The sequence below is a fragment of the Litchfieldia salsa genome (assembly GCF_900104555.1).
GTDB lineage: Bacteria > Bacillota > Bacilli > Bacillales > Bacillaceae_L > Litchfieldia > Litchfieldia salsa.
In genome coordinates this window covers 76,741-103,068 of sequence record NZ_FNJU01000011.1, presented here as the reverse complement: position 1 = coordinate 103,068, position 26,328 = coordinate 76,741, and the positions used below count along the sequence as shown (strand labels likewise).

The 26,328-nt window shown below is 36.9% G+C and carries 30 protein-coding genes and 2 pseudogenes; 21 read left to right on the top strand and 11 right to left on the bottom strand.

The features are described from left to right. Positions 1–317 precede the first annotated feature (317 nt). Positions 318–1,241: a ribonuclease Z gene (gene rnz / locus BLQ56_RS18090; RefSeq protein WP_090857697.1), complete on the top strand. Its 924-nt coding sequence runs from the start codon at positions 318–320 to the stop codon at positions 1,239–1,241. Between the two features lie 68 nt (positions 1,242–1,309). Here rnz and BLQ56_RS18085 read toward each other — a convergent pair whose 3' ends face one another. Further along, the gene (locus BLQ56_RS18085; RefSeq protein WP_090857694.1) at positions 1,310–1,732 is read right to left on the bottom strand and encodes a GNAT family N-acetyltransferase; all 423 of its coding nucleotides are present in this window, start codon (positions 1,730–1,732) and stop codon (positions 1,310–1,312) included. Between the two features lie 123 nt (positions 1,733–1,855). On the opposite strand from BLQ56_RS18085, the gene nfsA reads away from it, so the two are divergent. Further along, positions 1,856–2,605 (top strand): oxygen-insensitive NADPH nitroreductase, encoded by a 750-nt coding sequence (gene nfsA / locus BLQ56_RS18080; protein ID WP_090857870.1) that lies wholly within the window; start codon positions 1,856–1,858, stop codon positions 2,603–2,605. Positions 2,606–2,620: 15 nt separating this feature from the next. On the opposite strand, the gene BLQ56_RS18075 is transcribed toward nfsA, so the two are convergent. The 3 genes from BLQ56_RS18075 to BLQ56_RS18060 all read right to left on the bottom strand — a co-directional run bounded on the left by BLQ56_RS18075 (position 2,621) and on the right by BLQ56_RS18060 (position 4,774). Continuing rightward, positions 2,621–3,016, bottom strand: coding sequence for a hypothetical protein (locus tag BLQ56_RS18075; RefSeq protein WP_090857691.1), 396 nt, complete (start codon positions 3,014–3,016; stop codon positions 2,621–2,623). A gap of 428 nt (positions 3,017–3,444) precedes the next feature. Further along, a complete protein-coding gene (gene namA / locus BLQ56_RS18065; protein ID WP_090857684.1) occupies positions 3,445–4,461 on the bottom strand; it encodes an NADPH dehydrogenase NamA in 1,017 nt (338 codons plus the stop codon). A gap of 88 nt (positions 4,462–4,549) precedes the next feature. After that, complete coding sequence (locus BLQ56_RS18060) at positions 4,550–4,774, bottom strand: hypothetical protein (protein WP_238457312.1); 225 nt, start codon at positions 4,772–4,774, stop codon at positions 4,550–4,552. An 80-nt stretch (positions 4,775–4,854) separates the two neighbouring features. Between BLQ56_RS18060 and BLQ56_RS18055 the strand changes: the two genes are divergently transcribed. Genes BLQ56_RS18055 through BLQ56_RS18045 form a run of 3 tightly spaced genes read left to right on the top strand, consistent with a single transcriptional unit; the run spans position 4,855 to position 8,781 of the window. After that, positions 4,855–6,414, top strand: coding sequence for a spore germination protein (locus BLQ56_RS18055; protein WP_090857681.1), 1,560 nt, complete (start codon positions 4,855–4,857; stop codon positions 6,412–6,414). Positions 6,415–6,468: 54 nt separating this feature from the next. Beyond that, positions 6,469–7,650, top strand: coding sequence for a Ger(x)C family spore germination protein (locus tag BLQ56_RS18050; protein WP_238457311.1), 1,182 nt, complete (start codon positions 6,469–6,471; stop codon positions 7,648–7,650). A 12-nt stretch (positions 7,651–7,662) separates the two neighbouring features. Further along, positions 7,663–8,781 carry a GerAB/ArcD/ProY family transporter gene (locus tag BLQ56_RS18045; RefSeq protein ID WP_090857674.1) on the top strand — a complete coding sequence of 373 codons (1,119 nt, stop codon included), beginning with the start codon at positions 7,663–7,665 and terminating at the stop codon, positions 8,779–8,781. Between the two features lie 46 nt (positions 8,782–8,827). On the opposite strand, the gene proI is transcribed toward BLQ56_RS18045, so the two are convergent. Then, on the bottom strand, positions 8,828–9,673 hold the full coding sequence (gene proI / locus BLQ56_RS18040; protein WP_090857671.1) for a pyrroline-5-carboxylate reductase ProI: 846 nt from the start codon (positions 9,671–9,673) through the stop codon (positions 8,828–8,830). 203 nt (positions 9,674–9,876) lie between these two features. Here proI and BLQ56_RS18035 point away from each other — a divergent pair, with 203 nt between their 5' ends. Beyond that, complete coding sequence (locus BLQ56_RS18035; RefSeq protein WP_090857668.1) at positions 9,877–10,674, top strand: SDR family NAD(P)-dependent oxidoreductase; 798 nt, start codon at positions 9,877–9,879, stop codon at positions 10,672–10,674. Positions 10,675–10,930: 256 nt separating this feature from the next. On the opposite strand, the gene BLQ56_RS23655 is transcribed toward BLQ56_RS18035, so the two are convergent. Continuing rightward, a complete protein-coding gene (locus BLQ56_RS23655; RefSeq protein WP_175490374.1) occupies positions 10,931–11,125 on the bottom strand; it encodes a YqzH family protein in 195 nt (64 codons plus the stop codon). A gap of 156 nt (positions 11,126–11,281) precedes the next feature. Here BLQ56_RS23655 and BLQ56_RS18025 point away from each other — a divergent pair, with 156 nt between their 5' ends. Together BLQ56_RS18025 and BLQ56_RS18020 are read left to right on the top strand one after the other, a co-directional pair. Further along, complete coding sequence (locus BLQ56_RS18025; protein WP_090857662.1) at positions 11,282–12,544, top strand: Y-family DNA polymerase; 1,263 nt, start codon at positions 11,282–11,284, stop codon at positions 12,542–12,544. A 20-nt stretch (positions 12,545–12,564) separates the two neighbouring features. Beyond that, the gene (locus tag BLQ56_RS18020) at positions 12,565–12,897 is read left to right on the top strand and encodes a YolD-like family protein (RefSeq protein ID WP_090857864.1); all 333 of its coding nucleotides are present in this window, start codon (positions 12,565–12,567) and stop codon (positions 12,895–12,897) included. Positions 12,898–13,026: 129 nt separating this feature from the next. Here the strand turns inward: BLQ56_RS18020 and BLQ56_RS18015 are convergent, their stop codons facing one another. Both BLQ56_RS18015 and BLQ56_RS18010 read right to left on the bottom strand, forming a co-directional pair. Continuing rightward, positions 13,027–13,266 carry an HPr family phosphocarrier protein gene (locus BLQ56_RS18015; protein ID WP_090857659.1) on the bottom strand — a complete coding sequence of 80 codons (240 nt, stop codon included), beginning with the start codon at positions 13,264–13,266 and terminating at the stop codon, positions 13,027–13,029. A 151-nt stretch (positions 13,267–13,417) separates the two neighbouring features. Beyond that, positions 13,418–13,615 carry a CDGSH iron-sulfur domain-containing protein gene (locus BLQ56_RS18010; protein WP_090857656.1) on the bottom strand — a complete coding sequence of 66 codons (198 nt, stop codon included), beginning with the start codon at positions 13,613–13,615 and terminating at the stop codon, positions 13,418–13,420. A 254-nt stretch (positions 13,616–13,869) separates the two neighbouring features. Between BLQ56_RS18010 and BLQ56_RS18005 the strand changes: the two genes are divergently transcribed. Together BLQ56_RS18005 and BLQ56_RS18000 are read left to right on the top strand one after the other, a co-directional pair. Beyond that, positions 13,870–14,217 (top strand): iron-sulfur cluster biosynthesis family protein, encoded by a 348-nt coding sequence (locus tag BLQ56_RS18005; protein ID WP_090857654.1) that lies wholly within the window; start codon positions 13,870–13,872, stop codon positions 14,215–14,217. After that, complete coding sequence (locus BLQ56_RS18000; protein WP_090857652.1) at positions 14,201–14,443, top strand: DUF2552 family protein; 243 nt, start codon at positions 14,201–14,203, stop codon at positions 14,441–14,443. The genes BLQ56_RS18005 and BLQ56_RS18000 overlap by 17 nt, the downstream gene beginning before the upstream one ends. Before the next feature lie 53 nt (positions 14,444–14,496). On the opposite strand, the gene BLQ56_RS17995 is transcribed toward BLQ56_RS18000, so the two are convergent. After that, a complete protein-coding gene (locus BLQ56_RS17995; RefSeq protein ID WP_090857650.1) occupies positions 14,497–15,399 on the bottom strand; it encodes an alpha/beta hydrolase in 903 nt (300 codons plus the stop codon). Positions 15,400–15,559: 160 nt separating this feature from the next. Here BLQ56_RS17995 and BLQ56_RS17990 point away from each other — a divergent pair, with 160 nt between their 5' ends. Continuing rightward, complete coding sequence (locus BLQ56_RS17990; protein WP_090857647.1) at positions 15,560–15,808, top strand: YqkE family protein; 249 nt, start codon at positions 15,560–15,562, stop codon at positions 15,806–15,808. 50 nt (positions 15,809–15,858) lie between these two features. Here BLQ56_RS17990 and BLQ56_RS17985 read toward each other — a convergent pair whose 3' ends face one another. Continuing rightward, positions 15,859–16,782: an aldo/keto reductase gene (locus BLQ56_RS17985; protein ID WP_090857861.1), complete on the bottom strand. Its 924-nt coding sequence runs from the start codon at positions 16,780–16,782 to the stop codon at positions 15,859–15,861. 143 nt (positions 16,783–16,925) lie between these two features. Between BLQ56_RS17985 and BLQ56_RS17980 the strand changes: the two genes are divergently transcribed. Continuing rightward, positions 16,926–17,465 carry a cysteine hydrolase family protein gene (locus tag BLQ56_RS17980; RefSeq protein WP_090857645.1) on the top strand — a complete coding sequence of 180 codons (540 nt, stop codon included), beginning with the start codon at positions 16,926–16,928 and terminating at the stop codon, positions 17,463–17,465. Between the two features lie 75 nt (positions 17,466–17,540). Here the strand turns inward: BLQ56_RS17980 and mciZ are convergent. Further along, positions 17,541–17,663, bottom strand: a pseudogene (gene mciZ / locus BLQ56_RS17975) (Z-ring formation inhibitor MciZ); the annotation flags it as partial. Positions 17,664–17,758: 95 nt separating this feature from the next. On the opposite strand from mciZ, the gene BLQ56_RS17970 reads away from it, so the two are divergent. From BLQ56_RS17970 to BLQ56_RS17930, 9 genes and pseudogenes are all read left to right on the top strand, one after another. After that, the gene (locus tag BLQ56_RS17970) at positions 17,759–18,310 is read left to right on the top strand and encodes an NUDIX domain-containing protein (protein WP_090857640.1); all 552 of its coding nucleotides are present in this window, start codon (positions 17,759–17,761) and stop codon (positions 18,308–18,310) included. Further along, a pseudogene (locus BLQ56_RS17965) lies at positions 18,310–19,477 on the top strand (endonuclease Q family protein). Before BLQ56_RS17970 ends, BLQ56_RS17965 begins: the two are co-directional and overlap by 1 nt. Before the next feature lie 361 nt (positions 19,478–19,838). Beyond that, complete coding sequence (gene spoIIM, locus BLQ56_RS17960) at positions 19,839–20,483, top strand: stage II sporulation protein M (protein ID WP_090857636.1); 645 nt, start codon at positions 19,839–19,841, stop codon at positions 20,481–20,483. A gap of 155 nt (positions 20,484–20,638) precedes the next feature. Further along, positions 20,639–21,109: a ferric iron uptake transcriptional regulator gene (fur, locus tag BLQ56_RS17955; RefSeq protein WP_090857633.1), complete on the top strand. Its 471-nt coding sequence runs from the start codon at positions 20,639–20,641 to the stop codon at positions 21,107–21,109. Positions 21,110–21,284: 175 nt separating this feature from the next. Beyond that, positions 21,285–21,509, top strand: coding sequence for a YqzK family protein (locus tag BLQ56_RS17950; protein WP_090857630.1), 225 nt, complete (start codon positions 21,285–21,287; stop codon positions 21,507–21,509). 5 nt (positions 21,510–21,514) lie between these two features. Then, on the top strand, positions 21,515–22,405 hold the full coding sequence (xerD, locus tag BLQ56_RS17945; protein ID WP_090857627.1) for a site-specific tyrosine recombinase XerD: 891 nt from the start codon (positions 21,515–21,517) through the stop codon (positions 22,403–22,405). Between the two features lie 263 nt (positions 22,406–22,668). Further along, positions 22,669–23,865 (top strand): phosphopentomutase, encoded by a 1,197-nt coding sequence (gene deoB / locus BLQ56_RS17940; RefSeq protein WP_090857858.1) that lies wholly within the window; start codon positions 22,669–22,671, stop codon positions 23,863–23,865. Further along, positions 23,855–24,673: a purine-nucleoside phosphorylase gene (locus BLQ56_RS17935; protein ID WP_090857624.1), complete on the top strand. Its 819-nt coding sequence runs from the start codon at positions 23,855–23,857 to the stop codon at positions 24,671–24,673. The genes deoB and BLQ56_RS17935 overlap by 11 nt, the downstream gene beginning before the upstream one ends. 51 nt (positions 24,674–24,724) lie before the next feature. Beyond that, a complete protein-coding gene (locus BLQ56_RS17930) occupies positions 24,725–26,026 on the top strand; it encodes a pyrimidine-nucleoside phosphorylase (protein WP_090857622.1) in 1,302 nt (433 codons plus the stop codon). The last annotated feature ends 302 nt before the right edge of the window (positions 26,027–26,328 follow it).

Sequence of the window (26,328 nt, the reverse complement as noted above, 5' to 3'; positions counted from 1 at the left end):
AATAATTAATTTTAGACTTTTATTTCAGTTAAATCAAACATTTAGTTTGTTTTTTGAAAAAATATTTTTGAATTGTGTCAAAATTCGAGAAACCAGTTCAATACATCGTTTTATTGTTTCCGATTTCACCGTTTATTACTTATTGATGTAGTGTATATGATTGTGGTATCGATAACATCATTTGTGCGATTCTTCCCCCATAGGTTAAAATGATACCATGTCTCTTTCTAATTTTGAAATATGACTACAGTTATTCTAGTTTATACAATTTTTCGAATTGTTACAATAATCTTTTTTCAAAAAGTGAGGTGTTTTACATGGAAATCATATTTCTCGGAACTGGTGCAGGGGTTCCAGCAAAAGAACGGAACGTTTCTTCAATTGCCCTACAGTTAGTTGCTGAAAGGGGTACAACATGGCTATTTGATTGCGGGGAGGCAACTCAACATCAAATTCTATATACACCAATTAAGCCACGTAGAATTGAGAAGATTTTTATAACACATCTACATGGTGATCATATATTTGGTTTACCTGGCTTGTTAGGTAGTCGCTCATTTCAAAGTGGTGATACTGTTTTAACTGTTTATGGTCCAAAGGGAATCAAGGAATTTATAAATACTTCTTTGTCCATTAGCAAAACACATTTGAAATATCCATTAAATGTTCATGAGATAGAAGAGGATGGAACGATTTTTGAGGATAATCAATTTGAGGTTATTGTAAAAAAGTTAGACCATGGAATTGATTCATATGGGTATCGTGTTATTGAAAAAGATCTGCTAGGTACATTACTGGTTGATAAACTAAAGGTATTTGAGATCCCACCTGGTCCTATTTATCAGAACATTAAAGCAGGGGAGGTCGTTACCCTTGATGATGGTAGAGTGATAGATGGTAAAGACTTTATAGGCCCTCCCCAAAGTGGTAGAGTAGTGACAATTCTAGGCGATACTCGTCATTGTGATAATAGTCTACTGCTAGCTAAAAATGCAAATACTCTGATCCATGAGGCTACATTCAGTTCTAATGAACAAGATTTAGCACATGAATATTTTCATTCAACAACCTCACAAGCAGCCCAAGTTGCATCTGATGCAAACGTAAAAACGCTTATATTGACCCATATTAGCTCAAGATATCAAGGCGATGATGCTAGTAGGTTAGAACGTGAAGCCAAAGAGATTTTCCCAAATACTTTTCTTGCCTTTGATTTATTTACATATGAAATCGTACGGTAAAGAGTGATGCTATAAATAATACTACAAGGGAGGGGAAGGCTTCGCTTTAGCTCTCCCCCTTAAAAGTATTATATTTTTTTCTCCATTACTGTGGAAACTTCCTTAAAACCTAGTTTCTCGTAAAGTTTTTTCGCATGGTTTCCTGAGAACACATTTAGATGGATTCGGTTAAGTCCAAGATGCTTAAAATAAGATAAGGCTGATTTTATTAATATTTTTCCTAACCCTCGATTTCGATGCTCCTTAAATACATATAATTCAAGAATCATTCCGGTCGTTTGACTTGTGTAATAGTCAAATGACTCGCCTACTAATACCCATCCTTGAATGACACCTTTATCCTCTGAAATAAAATAATCATTAAAGCCTTTCAATTCCTCTGCTGCATAAGGGCTATTAGCTAAATAACCTAATGAAGCTTCATCTCTAACTTTATCACCATAACTCCTGATTATTGCTATCTCATTGTGCGTGGCTCTTCGAATTGTCACGGTATTCTCTCCTCTTTGTAACTAATTTACCTATATATATTCAGTTGCAAGAGATGAGGTTAATAAGATGCCTTAATGCTTCTTTTTTGTTATAACTATAGTAGAGGAGGGATAATGATGATTATAAATTCAACAATCGAAACCATATTAAATCACCGATCGATCCGTAAATTTAAGGAAGAACCACTCTCCAAAGAGCAGATAGAGCTCATTGTTAACAGTGCCCAGGCAGCATCTACTTCTAGCTTTGTTCAGGCTTACACGATAATTGGGGTGAAGGACAAAGAGAAGAAAAGGAAATTAGCAGAGATTGCCGGAAATCAATCGTATGTTGAACATAATGGTCATTTCTTTGTTTTCTGTGCAGATTTATATCGTCATGAATTGGCTGCTGAAATGGAAGGAAAGGATATTTCGAAATCAATTGAAAGTACTGAGACATTTATGGTAGCCCTTATAGATGCAGCACTCGCTTCTCAAAACGCAGTGCTTGCCGCCGAATCAATGGGACTTGGGGCATGCTATATTGGTGGAATTCGAAATCACCTAGAGGACGTTCAAAATGTGTTAAAGATACCAAGAAGAGTGTTGCCTTTGTTTGGTCTTGCTATCGGTCACCCCTTAGATGAATCTAGCCAAAAACCTAGACTTCCTCTTTCAAATATCTATCATGAAGAGGAGTACCAACAGGATATAGAGCACTTTAAAGGGGAGCTCAAACAATACAATCAAGAAATATCAATGTATTATGCTGAGCGTACTAATGGTAATAGAAGAGACACGTGGACAGAGCAAATGTCAACGATGTTACAAATACCGAAAAGAACGTATATGAGAGAATACTTAACTAAACAGGGGTTTGGGTTAGATTAATCTATTCTTTTAGTTTTAATTACTTTGGTCAACATATTCTGCATCATACGAATTTTTACCAGCATGAACAGAAAGTAGTGTGTCTGCATATCCAACTAGTCGATCAATGGTTTCATCGCAAATCGCATATAAAAGTTGTTGATGTTTTTTTTCATGTAAAAGAGGATCATCAATGATAATGGTTGTGTTGATAAATACTTCTCGATTACCGTATAGATTATAATGTACGATTACTTTACCCGCAGCACCACCAATGTTTGGATCTTGAAAATGCTCAAGAAATAAATACCATTCTTCGGCTGAGGCTGACCGGAAATTCTTAGTGAAGCGGAGGCTTTTTAATTCAGTCTCAATCTTGAGTTTTTCTTCTTTATTTACTAAATTAATAATTTTTTTGTCGTCGCGTTTCATACGAATTCTCCTTTAATGGTGTTTTCTAGTAGTATTGCTCATATCGTATTGCTTACTCTTTAGTTTGGTTCTGAGTCTTTTTTATAACTTAAAAAATACAGGATGAGCACTAAGGAGTGCTATCCTGTATTTTTTGAAATCCACCAGCCTATGGATGTAAGTGGGGCTTCTTTCGCTTTTCTATTTGTCCAGCTACAGGCGCCATCGGCTCGGGGTCATAAGTCAGTCGCTTCGGAAGGCAAAAAGCGCCTTCTGTCAGCGCCTGTCTTATGCCTGTCGCCGATAAACGGGCTTCTTTCGCTTTTCTATTTGTCCAGCTACAGAAGCCACATCCTACGGCTGCTTCACAACTTCCGCCCGAGACCAAGGTCTCTCGTCAGTTGCTCCACCAACCTATGGATGTAAGCGGGCTTCTTTCGCTTTTCTATTTACCAACCACGGTCGTATTGTTTAGGGCTTTCGATTTCTACTCCTAATTGCTTTGCAGCGGTTCTTGGCCAGTAGGGGTCTCTTAATAGTTCGCGTGCGATAAAGATTAAGTCTGCTCGATCATTTCTTAGTATTTCTTCTGCTTGTAAACCATTTGTAATTAATCCAACTGCACCTGTTGCGATCCCAGCACCATGTCGAATTCTTTCTGCGAACTTAACCTGGTAACCTGGGTAAGGGGTGATAGGAGCTGGTACAACAGCACCTGAGCTTACATCGATCAAGTCTACTCCTTGTTCCTTCATCATTTTTGCATATTCCACATAATTATCCACATTCAGTCCGTCAGTGTGATAATCACTTGCTGATATACGCACCATTAGTGGACCATCCCAAACTTCTTTCACCGACTCAATAATTTCACCTAAGAAACGGTAGCGGTTTTCAAAGCTTCCGCCATATTGGTCATTTCTCTTATTTGATAATGGTGATAAAAATTGGTTAATTAAGTAGCCATGTGCTGCGTGAAGTTCAATGATCTCAAAGCCAGCCTCCTTGGCTCGACGGACACCTTCTCTAAATGCTTGAACGGTTTCTTTAATTTCTTCAAGCGTCATTTCTTTGGGCTGCTTCATTTGTTCATTAAACGCAATGGCTGAAGGTGCGATTATTTCTCCGTCTATGGTTGCTTTTCTCCCAGCATGGGCTATTTGAATAGACGATGTTGCACCATATTGCTTGATTGACTGAACTAGCTTTTGTAGTTCTGGGATATGTTCATCACTCCAAATTCCTAGATCAGCAGCTGAAATTCTTCCTTGAGGAGTAACTGCTGTTGCTTCTACCATAATTAGCCCCACTTGTCCAACTGCACGACTAATATAGTGAGTGTGATGAAAATCTTGAACCTTTCCGTCCTCATTATGGCTAGAATACATACACATTGGTGACATGACGATTCTATTTTTGATGGTTATGTTTTTAATCGTATAAGGTGAAAAAAGAGCAGTATCCATTAGGGAACCTCCTATGTAATAATTTCGATTATCTAAGTAATTATAGCACTTGACAGTAAGTTCCGTCATTTATCTTGCCCTAGAATGGTTATTCAGTTACTTCCTTTTTTGTTGGTCTCTCTTGTTCTTTCTTCTTAAACGGCATTGATTTACTATTCATCACAAACCAAATGTGGATAGGACCTAATAGATTAGCAAGGAACACTGTAGCGACAATTCCCCAAACCATCCAACGAGTATTTAAGATATGCTCATAAATCCAAGTATGATAAATATTCACAGGATCACCTCTTATTTTTTCTATATTCTCCATCTTGCTCTCTTTCATTCAAGTAGAATAGTGTTTTCTTTCTTAGGGGAAAATACTTCACAGAATAGAAAGGGAGAACTTTTATGAAACACGCAGACAAAGTGAGACACTTGTTAAAACAATCATTTAATAGTGGTCATGAGAATAATCTCGCATTATTTAAAGAGATTTTAAGTCATAATGATGACATCGTTTATAGAGAATTTGTATTCCACGATCATAATCGTGATATTAAGGGGACATGCATTTATACAGATGGTCTTGTTAATTCCCTTGAGATAAATGCGGTGTTAGATCTATTGGTGTATCGTGCAAATGAACTTCTAACTAGTATGCATGAGACGATGGAAGGTCCGGACTTTGCTGATAAATTGAAAAATGAGATATTAGCGAAACATAATGTTAAGTTAACGCGCAAAGTTGAAGAAGGAATTGATGCTATTTTATCTGGTGATTCATTATTTGTTATCGATCATTCCGAACAAGCATTTATAGCGTCTACAAAAGGCTGGAAGGAAAGATCGGTTGAAGATCCAGCGACAGAACAGGTGGTCCGTGGTCCAAGAGATGGCTTTACTGAAAATATTCGAACCAATACTGCCTTAGTGAGAAGAAGAATTAGAGACCCTCTTTTTAAGATGGAGGGAATGAAAATTGGTACTAAATCAAAAACAGACATTAATATTGCTTATTTAGAAGGAACTGTTAAACCGAGTTTAGTTGATGAGGTAAAGGAACGACTACAAAAAATTAAAATTGATAGCATTATGGATAGTGGGTATATTGAGGAACTTATTTCAGATGCTCCTTATTCGCCATTTACAACTGTTTTGAGCACGGAAAGACCTGATAAGGTTGCTTCAGCTATCTTAGAAGGAAGAGTGGCTGTTTTTGTTGATAATTCACCATTTGTTCTTCTAATGCCCACTTATTTCTGGCAGTTTTTACAAGCGAGTGATGATTATTATTCACGTTATATGGCTGGCTCCTTTTTTCGAATCATACGCTATATCGCTTTTGTGATTAGCTTAACTCTGCCATCTTTATATGTTATGTTAGTAAGCTTTCATCAGGAGATGATTCCAACTCCTCTAGCATTAACGATTGCTTCAGGGCGTGAGGTTGTACCTTTTCCAGTCTTATTAGAAGCAATCGTAATGGAGATTGCCTTTGAACTTATGAGAGAAGCGGGTCTCAGAATGCCGAAGCCTGTAGGGCAAGCTGTTAGTATCGTTGGGTCCTTAATTATAGGACAGGCTGCTGTACAAGCAGGTCTCGTTTCGCCATTTATGGTTATTATTGTTGCTGTTACGGGAATTTCTTCTTTCGCTATTCCTAATTATGCTGCTTCTTTTTCAATTAGGTTGATTCGGTTTCCGCTTCTAGTTGCTTCAGGAACACTAGGGTTACTAGGTTTTGCTACGATGTTTACGTTGTTAGCAATCCATGCCTTAACGATTCGCTCTTTTGGAGAATCATACCTTGCTCCAGCAGCTCCTTTCCAACCTTCAGATCAAAAGGACATTGTTGTCCGTATGCCATGGTGGAAAATGGAAAAGCAGCCACAGCTTGCTGAAGGGGTAGAGGATAGAGTTGGAAGTGACCAACTTCCTGAGCCTCCTGAAAAAGGGCCAAAAAAATAGTTTCTTATGAATTTATGAATGTGAGGAGAATGATAAGTGAATCGGAGGATTTTATTGTTTTCTTTAGTTTTTTTCTTGATACCCCTGCTGACTAGCTGTACTGGAAAAATTGAAATCGATGAGTTGGCATTAGTGATGGCTGTCGGTTTAGACAAAGGTGAAAAAGAAGGGTCGATCAGGGTTACAACTCAAGTTGCCCGGCCAGCAGATGCAAGAGGACAAACAGGGGCTCCTTCGGGACAAACAGGGGATCCTATTTGGTCCGCTTCTGCAGAAGGAGAAACGATCTTTGAAGCGATTCGAAATTTAGCTTCATTTTCTTCTCGCCGAGTGTTCTGGGCGCATAATTATGCCATTGTGATTAACGAGGATCTTGCTAGAGAAATAGGAATTGGTGATATCATTGATTTTTTTACTAGAAATCCCCAATTGCGCATGAGAACTTGGGTGGTCGTTACACCTGATAAAGCAAGTGAAGTAATTTCTACTATAACTGGTTTAGAGGTTGTTCCTGGTGAAGCCATTGATAAATTATTTCGATATACGACTATTTCTACTCATGCACCACAAACTCAAATGATGGATTTACAAGCTGCCTATTTAAGTGAAGAGACACAACCTGTTTTAGCAAGAGTAAAGCTACAAAAACGTGGCGTATCTAATAAAAAGGAAGGTCAATCTGGTTCATATAAGCAGGTCGATTTGGCAGGTGCGGGGATATTTAAAGACGATAAACTTGTTGGAATTGTCCAGCCAGATGAGGTTAAGGGATTATTGCCATTTATTGAGACTGTAGAATCAGGAGTAATCGGGATTAACTGTCCGAGTGATCCTACTAAAAAGTTAAGTGTGGAAGTTCTTGATCAGTCTTTTGATTTGAAACCTATGGTTAAAAATAATCTTCCTGCATTTGAAGCGACTATTGATATTTATGGTGCTGTTGTTGAAGCAGGTTGTCCATTTACTTTAAAAGATAGGGATCAAGTTGAAAAAATAGAGAAACTTGTCGCAGAAGAAATTAAAAGTCAGATTGAAACAGTATTTAATAAGGCTCAAGTAGAAAAATCAGATTTTCTGCAATTAGGGAAGGTATTTAATAATAGATATCCCTTGGAATGGAAAGGTTTTAAGGATGAGTGGGGGGATTTATTGCCCTCTATTACATTAAAGGTTCATTCAACAGCACATGTAAATGAATCTGCACTATTATATAATCCCACTGAGTCGGGTAAATAAAGAGGTGTTGCTATGAAAGTACGAATATCTAACGGAATGTTTATGGCACTAATGATTAATATGGTCTATGCAAAAGCCATTGGTGTGACTCAAGGATCAATGGCTCGTGAAATTGGAAATGATATTTGGATATCAACGCTCATATCGGTGGTGGTCGGTTTATTCATCATCGTATTTACTGTTTCTATTGTAAGAAGGCTACCAGATTCGGATATTATTCATCAAAGCGAAGTACTAGCTGGGAAGTGGTTTGGGAGAATAATAAGTCTACTCGTATTTATCTTTTTTCTTGCATCATATGGCACGATAATGGCTACATTTGTTTATCATATTAAAGATTATTTTCTACCTGATGCTCCGATTCTACTTGTGGTTTCTGTTGCATTTCTTTTAGGGGTTTATGCGATTCATTTTGGAATTGAAGTAATTGCAAGAATGGCGTTAATCGGCGTTTTTTCAATTTTAGCCTTAAATATTTTAATTATGATTGGTTCGTTGCCAAAGTTTGATATTCGTGAGTTAATGCCCGTGTTTGAATCTGGAGTAACAAAAACAATCTGGGCGAGTCGTCATCATAATGCAGATTGGATGATGTCGATTATGATGGCAGCTATTATTTTACCGATCGTAAAAAAACAGGAGGTATGGAAAAACTCTGGGGTGGCTGGAATTGCCTATGGTGGTTTATTTGTTGTCATTTGGCCCATTCTGGAGATCGGTGTACTGTCAGCCGAAGTAACGGGACAATATATTGTTTCATGTATGCAGATGGCCAGAAGTGCTGAAATTGGTCATTTTATTCATAGATATGAAATGATGATGGTTGCGCTTTTCGCATTATCCGTCTTAACGCAAATTATGATGACCTTTCTTTGTGCTTCAGTTTCTATCCAGCGGTTGTTCGGTCTAAAGGACTATAGACCTGTCATCATACCAGTATGTTCAGTGTTAACTGCTTATGGATACTGGGTTGTGTTTGATCATGAGAGAGCAATGATGTTTATAGAGACGTACTGGGTAATTATTGCACACGTTATAGGGATTGGGGTACTTGGAATTGTCTTTGTTCTCGGTCTGATTTTTAAGAAAAAGTTAGTTGTAGCTAGAGAAAAAGCAAATCCCTCCGAATGACGACAAGTTGGTGTTCTTCTTTTGTCAACGTGAGGGATTGTTATTCTTATTTTTGATTTAGTACATGTTCTTTAAGTTGTTCACCCATTTGCTCCGAGCGTTTGGTTGCTTGTTTGATACAGGAAATCATTGCTTCTTGATAATTGTAGTTTTCTAACACTTTTATTCCCGCTTCTGTTGTTCCACCAGGGCTTGTTACTTCTTTTCTTAACGTAGCAGGGTGTTTAGTCGATGATTTAAGCATCTCGGCTGCACCAATGATTGTTTGTAGGATTAAATCCTTAGCAACGTCCTTGTCTAGTCCGATTTCTGTGGCGGCTTTTTCCATCGCTTCTACTAGATAGTATACATATGCTGGTCCACTTCCTGATAGTCCTGTTACAGCATGTATTTCTGCCTCTTCAACTAATACTACAAGTCCTACTGTCTCAAATAATTCTTGCACAAGATCTCTATGTATATCTGTAGCATATTCCCCGAGTGCAATTGCAGTTGCAGATTTTCCAATAGCTGCTGATGTATTTGGCATGACCCTGACAATCGCCATGCTTTTATTAAATAACTGGAGGAGAGTGTCTGTGGAGACTCCAGCGAGAACCGAGATCACTAATTGGGATGTGTTTACAAAGGGGGCAATTTCTTTGACGCCCTCAGTGACATCTTTTGGTTTTATTGCTAAAAGGATTAGATCTGCATGTTGCAGAGCTTCTTGTTTGTTATGAGTTACTTGTACTCCATATGTTTCGTGTAGTTCTTGTAGTCGTTGTCTGTTTGAACGATTTGTTACAATGATTTGTTCTGGTGTGAACAACTGTTGCTGTAGCATCCCTGCGATAATCGCCTCTGCCATTGAGCCTGCTCCAATAAATGCAATTTTTTGCTTTTTCTTCATAAGATGATTCTCCTCTATTATGATGTTTTTGATCCTGAACTAATGTTTATTTTATAGTTAAGAAAGACAAAAAGTTGAGAGAATTATCTGTGTTTTTTTTCATAATGTCAATACTTTATTACGAAAAAGCATATTTGTAAACTTGACTTTATCTATTGATTAGGAGAAATTTAAGATATGTTTGATTTCTTTGAGGTGATAAAATGAATTCTGGTACATTAAAAAATAAAACAATTGTTATTACAGGAGCATCAAGTGGAATTGGTGAACGAGTCGCTTATATGGTTGCTGAACAAGGTGCTAGACCTGTTCTACTAGCTCGTAGTTATGAGAGATTAATTGAGATTGCAAAGAAGATTAAAGAGAGAACGGGTGTTGATTCCCTCTATTATAAAGTAGATGTCAGTGATTCAAAGGCTGTTGAGACTGTGTTTCTTGATATTTTAGACAAGACAAATAAGGTTGATGTGCTTATTAACAACGCAGGTTATGGTAAATTTGATCATGTTGTTGACGCTACTATTGCCGAAACGAAGGAAATGTTTGCTGTCAATGTGTTTGGACTGATTGCTTGTACAAAGATGGTGCTTCCAACCATGATGGCAAATAACAGCGGGCACATCATTAATATTGCATCACAAGCAGGAAAACTCGCTACACCAAAATCAAGTGTATATTCAGCAACGAAGCATGCTGTCTTAGGATTCACAAATAGTCTTCGAATGGAACTTACGTCTACAAACATTTATGTGACGGCTGTAAACCCTGGACCAATTCGTACTAAATTCTTTGATATTGCCGACGAATCTGGAAACTATGTAAAAAATGTTGAACGATTTATGCTTGAACCGGATGATGTAGCTAGAAAAATAGTGAACATTATGTTTACTTCTAAACGTGAGTTAAATCTTCCAGGATGGATGAACATCGGAAGTGTGCTATACACTCTCTTTCCGACAGTCGTTGAAAAAGTCGGTGGTAAAGCGCTATTTAAGAAATAGATGTTGAACCTTAGTGCCTGGCACCACGATCTCAATGTGGTGTTTGGCACTTTATTTTTGGCTAATTACGTGGTGAATTTGCGGATATGCACGAGAATTATATTTTTTGCGCGAGAAACAATCGTATATGCACAGAATTAGTCATTTTTTGCACCAAATTTTCAAGATATGCATATTTCACAATAGATTTTATTAGCTTCCTAAAAAAATTTAAAACTTAAAATAGACAAACAAGGATGTACAACTATGGGTATCCTCATTTTGTTAGATATTCATATACAAGGTCATTAATTATGTCATAGAGATTTTCATTGGGATTTATCGCTAGTACTTGCTTAATCTCCACCAGTAGATCTAGATACTCTTCCTTTGTGAGCGGAACTGATTCCAGATTATGATTATATTGTAAAAAGCATTTCTGTATCATTTTATGTAGTAATTTTTCGTCCATATATACACCCTCATTAGTTGGTACCTCATTATACCTCGTATTTTCAAAGATGATCATTTTCTGTTTGAAATTTCCATTGAAATCGAACGTATATTCGCTTAATATATAGAATATAATATAAATACGAACATACATTCTCTGAGTGAAGGTGATTTTATGATTGATTACAGTCAACTTCCAACACATAAAATTTTATGCATTGATATGAAAAGCTTCTACGCAAGCTGTGCAGCTGTTTTGCTAGGGTTAGATCCATTAGAATGCTATCTTGCTGTGGTCGGTGATACACAGCGCCAGGGGAGCATTGTTTTGGCTGCTTCTCCTAAAATGAAGCAGGAATTTGGCATTAAGACAGGTTCGAGGCTTTTTGAAATTCCAAAGGATCCAAGAATTCAAATTGTAAATCCTAAAATGGCTACATATCTAAGAATTTCAACTGAAATTACGAAACTATTCAACCGCTATGTACCAAAGGAAGCCATTCACACGTATAGCGTGGATGAAAGTTTCTTAAAGATAGATGGAGTAGAAAAGCTTTGGGGAGATGCAACAATCATTGCACAGAAAATTAAGGCTGAAATTGAACATGAATATGGACTTCCATGTGCGATTGGGATTGGACCGAATATGTTGGTAGCTAAATTATGTCTTGATCTTGAAGCAAAGAAAAAAGGGATTGCAGAGTGGACTTATCAAGATATAAAAGAAAAGCTTTGGCCCCTATCACCACTGAGCCAAATGTGGGGAATTGGAAGTAAAGTTGAAAAAACATTAAATAGAATGGGTATTACAACAATTGGGCAGCTTGCAAATTATCCACTTGACCTGTTAGAGAAGAAATTTGGAGTGATGGGAAACCAACTCTATCATCATGCATGGGGGGTCGATTTATCCGAATTAGGAGCTCCAATTATTCAAGGGCAAATCAGTTTCGGGAAAAGTCAAATTTTATTACGAGATTATCCAGACCCAACAGAGGTTAAGCATGTTATTTTGGAAATCTGTGAGGAAGTTGCAAGAAGGGCGCGACGACATAAAAAGGCTGGGCGAACAATCAGCTTAGGGATAGGTTATAGTCATGAGGAATTTGGTGGTGGTTTTTATCGTTCCAAAACCATCGATTCTAGCACGAATATTACAATGGAAATCTATAAAGTATGTCTTGAGTTATTTGAAAAGCATTATGTTCCAAGGACAGTCAGAAAAATTTCGCTAATGCTTTCAAATATTGAAGAAGATCAGGAAATGCAATTGGATTTATTTTATTCGAAGCGTTTGAAGCAACGCAAGGTAGGATATGTGATGGACTCTATTCGAAGTAAGTACGGTGCTAATGCCATTTTACGAGCAGTTTCTTATACGGATGCGGGAACCGCAAGGCATCGGAGTAAGCTTGTTGGTGGACATAAGGCGAATTAAGGGAAGGGATTTGAGTGCAGATGATTCGAGATCGTGGAGCTATAAAGTGGACATCAATGATGCTGCCAGAGCATGTGAAGTTATTAAGGGACTGGGCTAAGGAGGATTTAGATCAACAGAAGCCTGATCTTGACGAGCAACAGCTTGAAGCAATGAATAGTCTACTATTTGAAGCAATGGAAGCAGGAAAGCAGCTAGTTATTACTTATTACGAAAATAGGAGGCATAAGCTTCTGATTGGAAAAATGCATCATTATGATGAATTCAATCAAAAACTACATTTGGTGGATAAATTCGGTGAGCCTCATTATATTGGAGCAAGCCAACTGGTGGATTTAAGACTAAACAATTGAGGTAATAAAAAAGGATGGTCGTAACACTCTTTTGCCTAGGTGAACAAACTGGAGTGGACGTCATCCTTCAATCGTTTTGGAAATGAAAGCGCATAACTTTTTGGATAAAAAATTTTAAGAGAAGACTGTTTATTTTTGTTCGAAAATATTTAACTCAAACAGAGCTTTGAACACTTCTTCGCCTTCATCTGAAGTAATCTCAACTTCTTGCCCCGGTTGTAATGAAAGTGCTAATACTCCCAGTAAACTTTTTGCATCCACTACCCAGTGTTCTTTCTTAATAAGAACAGTTCCAGGAAATTGACTTGTTGTGTTCACTAACTGACTTGCCGCTTCAGCGAAAATTGGTTTTAAAACAGTAACAACCATTAAAAACACTCCTTTAAAATATGTATTTATCTTCTTTAGTATAGATAGGGAAGCAAGGTGTAGCAAGAGAAATTTTGAAAAGTTTGTAAAATAGACAAATGAATTACAGAATTCTGTATAAATTAGAGCGGAGAAGCCCTTATGATCATGATTATTTAGCGCTAACAACAGAGTCGAAATTTCCTTTGTGTGCTCCATCACAAAATGGTTTTTTTGCTGAAAGTCCACAGCGACAAAGTGAAAAAGTGTGTTTCGTGTCAAAGATATTTCCTTGCGCATCAATAAGCTCCACATCACCTGTCACTCGAAGAGATCCATTATTATTAACTTTAATTTGTCCTTTTGTCAAAATACTCCCCCCCTTTTTTTATAAAATAAGAAAAATTTTGCACTCGGTTTTAGTGTCTAGCTCCAGGCGCCATCGGCTCGGGGTCATAAGCCAAGCCGTCTAGAAGGTAAAAAGCAACCTTCTAGACGGCTCGTCTTATGCCTGTCGCCGATAAGCGGGCACCTTGCGCTTTTCTTAGGTGATATACATACAATATGTGTAAAATAGAGAAATATGATAAAATGAATGAACAAAGAAGTAAAGGGGATTTATAGATGGAATTTACATTTACAGAGGAAGCGATAACACGCTTAAATCATAAGAAAATTAATAATGAGCTTTTACTAAAGGTGAAATATGAAACTGAAGGCTGTGGGTGTGTGGTCAGTGGTGTCCCAACCCTTTGGATTGTTGATCACCAGGAAGAGGATGAGGAAAGGTTTGAAACGAATTTTTGTCCAGTATTAGTAGAGAAATCCAAAAAGGTCTTTTATGATGAACAACTAAAGATTGATTATGTAGAATCTGCGAACTGTTATTTATTGAGAAGTCCTAATCAAATATTAAATCCACGTATGATGTTAATAGAAAAGAGAGAACTCACACATGAACCAAAAGCTTAAAACGATTAAAAATGTAGCAGAAAACAAAACATGGGTATCATTTTTAAGTGATAATCACCCACTCAGCCTGCTTCACTGGTCTGTAGCAGGAAGTGATATGGAACAGAAAGATGTATGGTTGATTCAAGATGAGGTTACATTTGAAGCGAAAGAATTTGAGACAATAGATTTAGCGATTGCGTATATTGAAGAAAACTATACAGAGATTACAGATGTGTTAGGATAAGATGTCTTAACGCATAAAAAGTGCTAGGTACCACTTATGGTGCCTGGCACTTTTTATAATATTTCGTCTAAAAATTGATCAATGATTGATTCATACTCCTCTTTATTTTCGCCAAAGGAATAAGCATGATTTCCGTTCTTGGCAATAAATAATTTTTTAGGCCCTTCTTTTAATTCAAAGAGCTTTTTAGTCATTTCAGGGAGGATATAATCATCCTTAGCGCTATGAATGAACAAAACAGGATTTTTTATATTTTTGATAACTGTGATAGGGGATACATCCTCCATGCGATAACCCTCCCGAAGTTTCAACAGTTGATTTGCAATTGGAAGAACCGGAAACGGTGGGAGATTATAGTCTTTTTTTAGAAGATATTTCAGTTGGTCTTTAAAATCCGAAAAAGGACAATCGACAATATAGAAATCAGCACCATCCTCAACCATTCCAGCGTAAAGAAGAGTCGTCACTGCTCCCATGGATTCGCCGTGTATACCAATCACACTCTCATCTCCATACTGGTTTTTTATCCATGAAACAACTGATTGTAAGTCGAACTTTTCATAAAAACCATAACTAGTTGTTTTTCCGCCAGATTCCCCATGACTTCGATGATCGTAAACGACTACATTCCAGCCCCGACTTAAAAATAGCTTCATGTATTTAATTGAGTTGATTTTATTCATGGTCACACCGTGAGAAATAATCATAAATCTCTTGTCATTTGTTGCTTTAACAAACCACCCTTGAATCGAGTAGCCGAACTTAGAGGGAATAGTAATCGTGTCTTTATTTAAATGATTGAATTCTTCAAGTGTAAATCTTCCTTCAGATAACTCCCGATGTAGAATGGTATCGTCACTTTTCTTTTTAATATAGATGATTTTATTTGTAAAAAGAAGTCCAACTGCAGTTAAAGAAGCAATTCCTGCACCCAGTGAAAATAAAGTTTTTTTCATAAACAAATTCCTCCAACAAGTCTATAGGCTTATAGTATCACGAATGGGAAATTGATGCTCATGCCAAACAGTTTTTATAAAAAAACAAACATGATATAATCTGGTTAAAAGTAGGACTAATTTATAGAATCATTTTTAAGGTAGAAAAGGGAGAATTAAAATGGCAAAAAAGAAACAGCAACACCCAACTAAAAAGAAGCAAGAAGAAAAGCTAAGTCTAGGAGACTTATTGAATGAAGAGATTGTATCAAAATTAAAGAACACACAAAAAGAATTAAAGGAACAAGAAAGAGTGGAAATTGAGAGAGAGGAAGAAAGAAAACGCAAAGAACGAAAAGAACGTGAAAAAAACAAGTCATTCGAAGAATTGTTAAATGAAAGTCCTTTAAAGTGGAATGATTATAAATAAAATTAAAAAGAGGCTGTCTGAAACAAACAGCTGACAGCCTCAAACAAATGCTACAATCTATGTTGAGCATAACCTGCTGATTTAGTTAGTTGTCTAATTTGCTTCATTTCATCATCGGTGAGTGACGAAGATGATCCAGCAATAACGTTTGCATGTAATTGTTCGACATTACTTGCCCCGGCAATGACTGAAGAGACTGTTGAACTTTGAAGAATGTAACGCAAGCCAATTTCTGTTAAGGAACGGCCATCACAACTATTTCTAATCCTAGTAACGATCGATTTTAATTCTTCGGAAGAATAATCAAGATAGCCTTTTGAAAACAATGCTTCCTTGGATGGATTAAAGGAACGTTCAGTTAAAAAACCTTTTGCAACGGGACCACGAGCTAAAACACTAATTTGATTTTCTTCTAAAAGAGGAAGTACTTGTTCCTCTGGTCGTCGGTCAAGGATACTGTACTGCATCATTACACTGATAATCGAAGAACGTTTTACATATTCTTGAATAACATTAGGACGAATTGATGAAATCCCGTAATATCGAATGACACCCTCTTGTTTTAATGCCTCAAACGCATCGATTGTTTCATCAATATGATCTTCCATTGTTCCACCGTGCAACTGATAGAGGTCAATATAGTCAGTTTGTAATCGGCGTAAGCTTTCTTTAATAGCATTCATAATATGTTTTTTTGAAGGGTCCCAAGACCAGCCTTCTTTTCCTCGTTCAAAACGATTACCGACCTTTGTTGCAAGAATAAGGTCTTGTCTTTTACCCTTAATGGCCTTACCGACAAACTCTTCATTTAAACCTTGATCATATAGGTCGGCTGTATCAAGATAGTTAATCCCACTATCTATTGCTTCATCAATGATCCTTACTGCATGAGCTTCTTCAACTCCAATGCTCATACAACCAAGGCCAATCTCACTAGCAAATAAATCAGATTTTCCAATTTGACGTTTATTCATATTTTCGATTCCTCCAATCCTTGATTCCATTGTAACAATTTCACCATGTATAGCTCAAATAAGTTGAAACAGAAATGACTAGCATGTATTCTTAGCTATAAGAAAGTAAGAAGAAAAGGTGAGAAATAAAAGGAGGGGTAGAAATGAGTCGTGATGCATTATTAATCATCGATATGAGCAATGATTTCGTTTCAGATGAAGGGAATCTGACTGTGGGAAAGCCTGCACAGGTAATTGTTCCAAATATTTTGGAAGCAGCAAATCAGTTTTTAGAAAACGGAGATGTTGTGGCAATTTGCATGGACAATCATAAAGAAGACGACCCTCATTTTGAGTTATGGCCAGCTCATAATGTAGAAGGTACTTGGGGGCAAAAGTTGTTCAATGAGCTTGAGGAATGGTATGAAAAGAACAAGCATCATGAGAATGTAGTATACATAGGTAAACCAGAATATGATGCATTCTACAACACTGGTCTTGACGATGAGTTACGAAAGAGAGACGTTGCCAAAGTGCACTTAACAGGAGTTTGTACAGACATCTGTAATTTTTTAACAGCTTATGGTGCATATGTAAGAGGTTATAAAACAGTTGCACATCAGGATAAAATGGCTACTTTTACTGATCAACATGATACATTCATCAAGCACATGAGTACCGTTTTTAAAACAGAAATCGTCTAACATATAAAAAGGTCATTTGGAGGATTTAGAATCTAACCAAATGACTTTTTTTGTGCTATTTTTGGTGGAAAGGGCTTGATTAGCATTGAGCCATTCCTCAACGGTGTCAAACTCCTTACTGTACTCTTTTAGCTTTTGGCGAATCTCCCAAGGCTTACCAACCATTGTTAATCCTTTCTCTAACACATAAATTTTCATCAAAAGTTCACTCCTTTACCATTCATAATAATTCAACAGATTATGGTAAAATGTATGAGTATGATATCAGTGATAGAACAAGGAGTTGAGAAGAAATGGATCATTTAATAGAAAAAACACTCTCAAGGAAAACCATCTTTGAAGGTAAAATTATTGATTTACATGTAGATGATGTCGAGCTTCCTAACGGAAAAATGAGTAAAAGGGAAATCATTAAACACCCTGGTGCTGTTGCGATTATTGCCATTACAGATGAAGGTAAAATTTTGATGGTTAGACAATATCGAAAGGCAATGGAGAGAGTCATGGTAGAAATCCCAGCAGGAAAGCTTGAAAAGGGAGAAGAACCAATTGTGACAGCACGAAGGGAGCTTGAGGAAGAAACAGGTTATATATGTGAAACATTAAAACCACTTATTTCATTTTATACATCACCTGGTTTTGCTGATGAACTAGTCCACCTTTATGTTGCAGAAAAACTATCAAAAAAGGAAAATGCTGCACCATTAGATGAAGATGAGTTTGTTGATTTACTAGAAGTGTCATTAGAAGAAGCGCTTGGTTTACTAGAGGAGAAACAAATCTATGATGCCAAAACGGCATATGCTGTTCAATATTTACAGCTACAACAGGTATTAGGGAAATAATGAATCAGTATTATGTAGACTTACATATCCATATTGGTCGTACGAATACGGGGAAGCCTGTTAAGATTACAGGTGCAAAATCGTTAACAATCGAAAATATTCTATTAGAAGCGACTGAGATAAAAGGGATGGATATGATTGGCGTGATAGACTGTCATGTCCCAGAAGTGTTAAATGAACTAGAGCGGTTAATGGACAAAGGTGATGTTTTTCAGTTTGAAGAAGGAGGCTTGCGTTTCAAGGATGTAACCCTGCTATTAGGATCGGAATTGGAGATTTATGATGAAAATTGTAAAGGGCCAATTCATGTTCTTGCTTATCTACCGACAATAGAGAAAATGTGGGAGTTTTCACGATGGTTAGCAACAAGGATGAAAAATATTTCCTTGAGCTCCCAACGAATCTATGAACGTGGAACAGTACTTCAAGAAAAAGTCAAAGAGCTACAAGGTCTATTTATACCTGCTCACGTCTTCACTCCATATAAGAGTTTATATGGGAAAGGAGTCAAATCAACGCTAACAGAGGTGTTCAATCCATTACTAATTGATGCGATTGAACTGGGATTAAGCTCAGATACGATAATGGCTGATCATATATCAGAGCTACATGCGTACCCTTATGTAACCATCAGATGCACATTCACTAGGGAAAATTGCTAGAGAGTACCAAAAAATATTGATGGTAGAGCCTACTTTTGAAGAATTAAGGAAAGCTCTACATCGCGAACAGGGTAGACAAATTATGGTCAACTATGGTCTAGACCCATTGTTAGGAAAGTATCATAAAACGACCTGTGAAAAGTGTGAAAAGTTAATAAAGGATCTTGTAGAAGAAACCTGTCCCCATTGTGGACATCATCGATTTGTCAAAGGTGTTTATGATCGGATAATGGAGTTGGGGAGTGGTGAATCGGTTTCACCTTCAACAAGGGCTCCTTATATTCACCAAGTTCCACTTGAATTTATTCCGGGAATTGGACCGAAAACACTAAAAAAATTGAGGAATTATTTTAAAACAGAAATGGCAATCATCCATGAGGCGCCAGAGTCTGCAATAAAAGAAATTCTACCTAAAAAAATCGCAGAAACCATTATTTTTGCTAGAGAAGGTAAGTTAACCCTTCAATCTGGCGGTGGTGGGATTTATGGGAAAGTTAAATTGTAATCACCAAGCTCCTAACGGGGCTTTTTTTAATATAAAAGCTATTTTTCTAAAGGCTGTTTTTTAAAATTCTGTTGTTTTAGACATAAAACATTGAGAAGCTAGACTCTAGCAGGCTGAATACACGTAGACTCCTGCTCAGACCAGTGGCCAAAGTGATACACCAAAGGAGGTTCAGCGACGAGGAGGCTCACTGGTCACCCGCCGGACGCGGAGTGTATTCAGCCTGCGGCTTTAAAAGCAACAATCTATGCGAAAACAGCCATTATAAAATAATAAAATTACAAATAAATTCTCTTATCTGAGGTCATAGTTTCTAAAAAAATTCATAGAATCTAGTAAGAGACTGATAGGAGGAACAAAAATGAAAAAACAGACTCCAATAAAAATAGCATTACAAAACCATGGACGTGAGCATGCCTCTATTTATATATTTATCACAGTGCTCTTTTTAATGGGTGTAATTTTTGGTGCAGTTGTTGTTAATAGTTTAAATTTAAGCCAAAAACAGGATTTATATTATTACCTTAGTCAATTTTTTGGACAAGTATCTGAAGGTAGATTTGCGAGTGCTACTGATATGTTTAAGCAAAGCTATTTTCATAATATAAAATCGGTAGGATTAATGTGGTTACTTGGTATATCGATTATTGGATTACCGGTCATTCTGATTCTTTTATTTTTAAAAGGTGTAGTTGTTGGATTTACAGTTGGATTTTTAGTGAATCAAATGCAGTGGGACGGATTCTTGTTATCAATTGTATCTGTGCTACCCCAGAACTTGTTAATTATTCCAGCCTTTATCATTATCGGAACAATTTCCGTATCATTTTCCTTGAAAATGATTCGTCAACAATTTATGAAAAGAGCAAATGAACCTATCCTTCAGTTATTCACAAAATATACACTTGCAATGGTCGGAATAAGCATCGTATTATTACTGGCGTCTGGATTTGAAGCCTTTGCCTCACCAGCCTTAATGAAGAGTGTAATCGATGTTTTTAAATAACGAATATTAAAAACTGATCGGAATAGAGGGGTTTAAAAATTAAAATTATTTTTAAATGATATTCATTATTTTTATTTATTTGTAATAATTTTATTTGGACAGTTTCCGTATCTTTGCTATAATAGGATGGTAATGGCGAGGGAGGGAATTGTAAGATGGAAAATCGGATTGAACGGATCAAGAAGCAGTTGCATTCATCGAGCTACAAATTAACACCACAACGTGAAGCGACTGTAAGAGTACTTCTTGAACATGAAGAGGATCATTTGAGTGCTGAAGATGTATACCTCCTCGTTAAAGAAAAAGCGCCGGAAATAGGATTAGCGACTGTATATCGAACACTTGAATTATTAACCGAGTTAAAAATTGTTGATAAAATAAATTTCGGTGATGGAGTTTCAAGATATGATTTACGCCAAGAGGGCGCAGCTCATTTTCATCATCACTTAGTATGTATAGAATGCGGTGCTGTTGATGAAATCCAAGAAGATCTTCTTGAGGATGTAGAAGAAATAGTCGAAACAAAATGGAACTTTATTATAAAAGACCACCGTCTCACTTTTCATGGTATTTGCCATCGATGTCATGACAAAGATGAAGCAGCGACAGAACAAATAGAAGAATAAAAGTAAAGGCAGTTCACGGGTGGTATGTACGCTAACACCCTAGAACCTGCCTTTTTTCATTGAGGTAAACTAAACGAGCCGATCATAATATCTGAAAGATTTAGACAAGTATGTATAAAACAGAATCATTTTGGCATATCTTCTTAATAAAGTAACAATTTTGGAGGATTACAAAATGAGACAAATGATACAAATGATGTATGGGACTGTTAAAATCTTTATATTATTTACGGGCTGCACGATTTTATTTTATTATGGTATTATGTGGATCAATCAAGAATATGAAAACTATCACCGTTATGATGAACCACAGGGTACTGCTGTTAAGGTTTCAACAGTAGGTGAGGAAGAATATAAATGGTTTGATCGATTGAAGTTTTTCTACCATTATGGGGAGTAGTGAAAATGGAAGACCAGATTAAAGATTTCCTGCACTATCTAATCGTTGAACGAAGATTAGCAGAAAATACAATTGTTTCTTATGAAAGAGACCTAAGAGAATATCACAAATATATTTTCAATGTTGAGAAAATCACATCCTTTAAAGAAATAACTAGAATACATATTCTTCACTTTCTTAAATATTTAAACGAGCGGGGAAAATCAGCAAAGACTCTTGCTCGCCAAATTGCATCTATAAGATCCTTTCACCAATTTCTTCTTAGAGAACAAATAACGAGCCAGGATCCAACCGTTCACATCGAAACACCACAACAACATAAAACACTTCCTAAAGTGTTAAATATATCAGAAGTGGAAGCACTTTTAGAGGCTCCTAAAGACGATACCATCTTTGGAATCCGTGATAAAGCCATGTTAGAGTTGTTATATGCGACAGGGATACGTGTGAGTGAATTAATTAGCTTAAATATCCATGATGTTCATATAACAATGGGCTTTGTCCGCTGTATTGGGAAAGGAAATAAAGAACGAATCATTCCATTAGGAGCAACTGCAGCAAGAGCAATTTCTAGCTACCTTGAAAATGGAAGACCACTTTTATTAAAGCAGAATAAATCAGAGGCATTATTTTTAAATCACCATGGCAATAGAATGACTAGACAAGGATTTTGGAAAAATTTAAAAAAGTTAACAGCCTTGGCTAATATTCAAAAAGATTTAACACCACATACACTAAGGCATTCATTTGCAACCCACCTTTTAGAAAATGGTGCTGATATTCGTGCGGTTCAGGAAATGTTAGGACATGCTGATATTTCAACAACTCAAATCTATACACATGTAACAAAAGCTAGATTGAAAGACGTTTATAACCTATATCATCCAAGAGCATAATGGACAGAAAAGATTACTAGGGGGTCCTCAGTAGTCTATTTTTTTTAACAGAAAAGTTAAATGGAAAAAAATTCTACGATTCCATCATATTTTCCTTGCAATCAGAGACTATCAATTTTATACTCAGGTTGTCAGACTTCTGACAAGTGTAACCGTGGGATTAGTAAGTTCTCAGACGGGGAATATAATAAGTGTGTTGGGTAGTTCATAAACTAGGAAGTGAATATGAAAACCCTTTGATAGGAGGAGAACAACAATTGTCTATAAGTACATATAAAAGAATATTTCTAGTTGTAATGGATTCTGTAGGTATTGGCGAAGCACCAGATGCAGAGAAATTCGGCGATGTAGGCTCTGATACATTAGGGCATATTGCTGATCATGTAAATGGTCTTAACATGCCTTTCATGCAAAAGTTAGGATTAGGAAATATTAAAGAAGTGCAAGGGATCCCAAAAGCTGATAAACCACTAGCAGCTTACACGAAAATGCAGGAAGCATCAAATGGAAAAGATACAATGACAGGTCACTGGGAGCTAATGGGTTTATATATTGATACACCATTCCGAGTATTTCCAGAAGGGTTCCCAGATGAACTTTTACAGGAGCTTAAGGAAAAAACAGGTAGAGATATTATTGGAAATAAGCCAGCTTCGGGTACTGAAATATTGGATGAATTAGGCGAAGAGCATATGGAAACAGGTGCTTTAATTGTCTATACTTCTGCGGATTCGGTTTTACAAATTGCTGCACATGAAGAGGTTGTGCCACTTGACGAGTTATACAAGATTTGTGAAATTGCGCGTGAGTTAACTCTTGATGAAAAATATATGGTGGGTCGTGTCATAGCTAGACCATTCCTTGGTTCACCAGGTCAATTTGAACGTACTGCTAATCGGCACGATTATGCTCTAAAGCCTTTTGGACGAACGGTCATGAACGAGTTGGCGGATTCTGGGTTAGATGTAATTTCAATAGGGAAAATTGCAGATATTTATGACGGTGAAGGTGTTACAAAATCTTTACGGACTAAGTCAAATATGGACGGAATGGATAAATTAGTTGAAACATTACATATGGATTTTACAGGGCTTAGCTTTTTAAATTTGGTTGATTTTGATGCATTGTATGGTCATCGTAGAGATCCTGATGGGTATGGAAAAGCACTGGAGGATTTTGACTCAAGGTTAAATGAGGTAATGAAACTATTAAAAGAAGATGATTTATTAGTGATTACAGCAGATCATGGTAATGATCCTACGTATCCTGGTACAGACCATACAAGAGAATATGTTCCTTTGTTAGCGTACAGTCCTAAAATGATTAGTGGAAAAGAATTTCCAATAAGAAATACATTTGCGGACGTAGGTGCAACAATTGCTGAGAACTTCAATGTGAGTATGCCAAAGTATGGTGAGAGCTTTCTTTCATCAATTAGGGGGAATTTAAATGGTAAATAAAAAAACAATCGATATCTCTACAGAATTTCTGCAAAAGAAATTTCCTGAAACTCCTGAAATAGGATTAATTTTAGGGTCTGGATTAGGAGTATTAGCAGATGAAATTGAGAATGCAATAAAAATTCCATATCAAGAAATTCCTGAATTTCCTGTTTCAACGGTAGAAGGGCACGCTGGACAGCTTGTTTATGGAACACTTAATGGAAAGACAGTCATTGCTATGCAGGGACGATTTCATTTTTATGAAGGTTATAGCTTAGAAAAAGTAACCTTTCCAGTACGCGTGATGAAGAAGCTAGGTGTTTCTACATTAATCGTAACAAATGCAGCAGGTGGAATAAATGAATCCTTTGAAGCGGGCGATTTAATGTTAATAAGCGACCATATTAATAACATGGGAACGAACCCGTTAATAGGTGAAAATGACAAAGACTTAGGAGTTCGTTTTCCTGATATGTCAGAGGCATATTCAAAAGAATTAAGACAACTTGCAAAGTCAGTTGCTGACCGTCTAGGTATCTCCATTCAAGAGGGTGTTTATGTAGGGAATACAGGTCCAAGCTATGAGACTCCAGCGGAAGTGAGAATGCTTAGAGTGTTTGGTGGGGACGCGGTTGGTATGTCAACAGTACCCGAAGTTATTGTGGCGCGCCATTCAGGCATGAAAGTACTTGGTATTTCTTGTATCTCTAATATGGCAGCAGGAATACTAGATCAGCCATTAACCCATGATGAAGTAATTGAAACTACAGAAAATGTTAAAGCAAACTTTTTATCTTTCGTTAAAGAAATCATCAATCAGCTTTAATCTGTGTCATTGACTTGAAAAGATTGCATGAAAAGGAAAAAGGTGAATTATATGAGAATGGTTGATTTAATAGAGAAAAAGAGAGATGGACAAACACTTTCTAAAGAGGAAATCACGTTCATTATCGATGGATACACAAAAGGTGATATTCCAGATTATCAAATGAGTGCATTCACTATGGCAGTATTTTTCCGTGGCATGACAGATGAAGAACGCGCTGATTTCACATTGGCGATGGTTGACTCAGGAGAAAAGATTGACTTATCAGCAATTGAAGGAATTAAGGTTGATAAACACAGTACAGGCGGTGTTGGTGATACTACAACTCTTGTTTTAGCTCCGCTTGTAGCAGCTGTTGGAGTGCCGGTTGCGAAGATGTCAGGCCGAGGGTTAGGTCATACTGGTGGAACAATTGATAAGCTTGAAGCAGTCCCTGGGTTTCATGTTGAAATAACGAATGAAGAATTTATTGAGCTAGTTAACAAAAATAAAGTGGCTGTTATTGGGCAAAGTGGGAATTTAACACCGGCCGATAAAAAACTCTATTCATTAAGAGATGTTACAGCGACAGTAAATAGTATTCCTCTTATTGCAAGCTCAATTATGAGTAAAAAAATTGCTGCAGGTGCTGATGCAATTGTTCTAGATGTTAAAACTGGTGCAGGGGCCTTTATGAAGGATTTTGAAGAGGCAAAGGATCTAGCAAAAGCTATGGTTGATATTGGAAACAATGTTGGTCGACACACAATTGCTGTGATCACTGATATGAGTCAACCACTTGGTTATGCAATCGGAAATGCGTTAGAAGTTCAAGAGGCAATCGATACGTTGAAGGGTGAAGGTCCAAAAGACTTGGAGGAGCTTTGTCTGACATTAGGAAGCCAAATGGTTTACTTAGCCAAAAAAGCTAATTCGTTAGAGGCGGCGAGAGAACTTCTTGTAGAAGTAATCGAAAATGGAAAAGCGCTGGAAACACTAAAGGCGTTCTTAAGTGCTCAAGGTGGAGATGCTTCAGTAGTTGATGATTATTCTAAACTTCCACAAGCTACGTATAAAATCGAACTTGAAGCAAAAGAAGATGGCTATGTATCAGAGATTATCGCAGATGGTGTGGGAACTGCTGCTATGCTATTAGGTGCAGGAAGAGCAACGAAGGAATCAGTTATTGATTTAGCCGTAGGACTTCTTCTAAAGAAGAAAATCGGTGATCAAGTAATAAAAGGAGAAAATCTAGTTACTATTTATAGTAATCGTGAAAATGTCGAAGAAGTAAAAAATAAACTATACGATAGTATTAGAATTTCAAGCGAAAAAGTTGAAAGCCCAACATTAATTCTTGAAAAAATTATATAGAAGAAACGTAAAAACAGGTAAATTGCGAAGTATTAATGCAATTTACCTGTTTTTTTATTATTAGCTGTTTTATCAAAATTTGTTGTTTTAGCTTATAAAACATTGAAAAGCTAGTTTCTAGCAGGCTGAATACACGTAGACTCCTGCGGGACCAGTGGCCAAAGTGAGACCCCAAAGGAGATTCAGCGACGAGGAGGCTCACTGGTCACCCGCCGGACGCGGAGTGTATTCAGCCTGCGGCTTTTAAAGCAAAACTCTATACGAAAACAAGCTTTATTTTTTAATCCCAAAATTGACCAAAA

Bases quoted from the DNA above. Each gene is read 5' to 3' on its own strand.
- rnz (WP_090857697.1), top strand. From the start codon at position 318: ATGGAAATCATATTTCTCGGAACTGGTGCAGGGGTTCCAGCAAAAGAA.
- BLQ56_RS18075 (WP_090857691.1), bottom strand. From the start codon at position 3,016: ATGAAACGCGACGACAAAAAAATTATTAATTTAGTAAATAAAGAAGAA.
- namA (WP_090857684.1), bottom strand. From the start codon at position 4,461: ATGGATACTGCTCTTTTTTCACCTTATACGATTAAAAACATAACCATC.
- BLQ56_RS18060 (WP_238457312.1), bottom strand. From the start codon at position 4,774: ATGGAGAATATAGAAAAAATAAGAGGTGATCCTGTGAATATTTATCAT.
- BLQ56_RS18055 (WP_090857681.1), top strand. From the start codon at position 4,855: ATGAAACACGCAGACAAAGTGAGACACTTGTTAAAACAATCATTTAAT.
- BLQ56_RS18045 (WP_090857674.1), top strand. From the start codon at position 7,663: ATGAAAGTACGAATATCTAACGGAATGTTTATGGCACTAATGATTAAT.
- proI (WP_090857671.1), bottom strand. From the start codon at position 9,673: ATGAAGAAAAAGCAAAAAATTGCATTTATTGGAGCAGGCTCAATGGCA.
- BLQ56_RS18035 (WP_090857668.1), top strand. From the start codon at position 9,877: ATGAATTCTGGTACATTAAAAAATAAAACAATTGTTATTACAGGAGCA.
- BLQ56_RS23655 (WP_175490374.1), bottom strand. From the start codon at position 11,125: ATGGACGAAAAATTACTACATAAAATGATACAGAAATGCTTTTTACAA.
- BLQ56_RS18025 (WP_090857662.1), top strand. From the start codon at position 11,282: ATGATTGATTACAGTCAACTTCCAACACATAAAATTTTATGCATTGAT.
- BLQ56_RS18020 (WP_090857864.1), top strand. From the start codon at position 12,565: ATGATTCGAGATCGTGGAGCTATAAAGTGGACATCAATGATGCTGCCA.
- BLQ56_RS18015 (WP_090857659.1), bottom strand. From the start codon at position 13,266: ATGGTTGTTACTGTTTTAAAACCAATTTTCGCTGAAGCGGCAAGTCAG.
- BLQ56_RS18005 (WP_090857654.1), top strand. From the start codon at position 13,870: ATGGAATTTACATTTACAGAGGAAGCGATAACACGCTTAAATCATAAG.
- BLQ56_RS18000 (WP_090857652.1), top strand. From the start codon at position 14,201: ATGAACCAAAAGCTTAAAACGATTAAAAATGTAGCAGAAAACAAAACA.
- BLQ56_RS17995 (WP_090857650.1), bottom strand. From the start codon at position 15,399: ATGAAAAAAACTTTATTTTCACTGGGTGCAGGAATTGCTTCTTTAACT.
- BLQ56_RS17990 (WP_090857647.1), top strand. From the start codon at position 15,560: ATGGCAAAAAAGAAACAGCAACACCCAACTAAAAAGAAGCAAGAAGAA.
- BLQ56_RS17985 (WP_090857861.1), bottom strand. From the start codon at position 16,782: ATGAATAAACGTCAAATTGGAAAATCTGATTTATTTGCTAGTGAGATT.
- BLQ56_RS17980 (WP_090857645.1), top strand. From the start codon at position 16,926: ATGAGTCGTGATGCATTATTAATCATCGATATGAGCAATGATTTCGTT.
- BLQ56_RS17970 (WP_090857640.1), top strand. From the start codon at position 17,759: ATGGATCATTTAATAGAAAAAACACTCTCAAGGAAAACCATCTTTGAA.
- spoIIM (WP_090857636.1), top strand. From the start codon at position 19,839: ATGAAAAAACAGACTCCAATAAAAATAGCATTACAAAACCATGGACGT.
- fur (WP_090857633.1), top strand. From the start codon at position 20,639: ATGGAAAATCGGATTGAACGGATCAAGAAGCAGTTGCATTCATCGAGC.
- BLQ56_RS17950 (WP_090857630.1), top strand. From the start codon at position 21,285: ATGAGACAAATGATACAAATGATGTATGGGACTGTTAAAATCTTTATA.
- xerD (WP_090857627.1), top strand. From the start codon at position 21,515: ATGGAAGACCAGATTAAAGATTTCCTGCACTATCTAATCGTTGAACGA.
- BLQ56_RS17935 (WP_090857624.1), top strand. From the start codon at position 23,855: ATGGTAAATAAAAAAACAATCGATATCTCTACAGAATTTCTGCAAAAG.
- BLQ56_RS17930 (WP_090857622.1), top strand. From the start codon at position 24,725: ATGAGAATGGTTGATTTAATAGAGAAAAAGAGAGATGGACAAACACTT.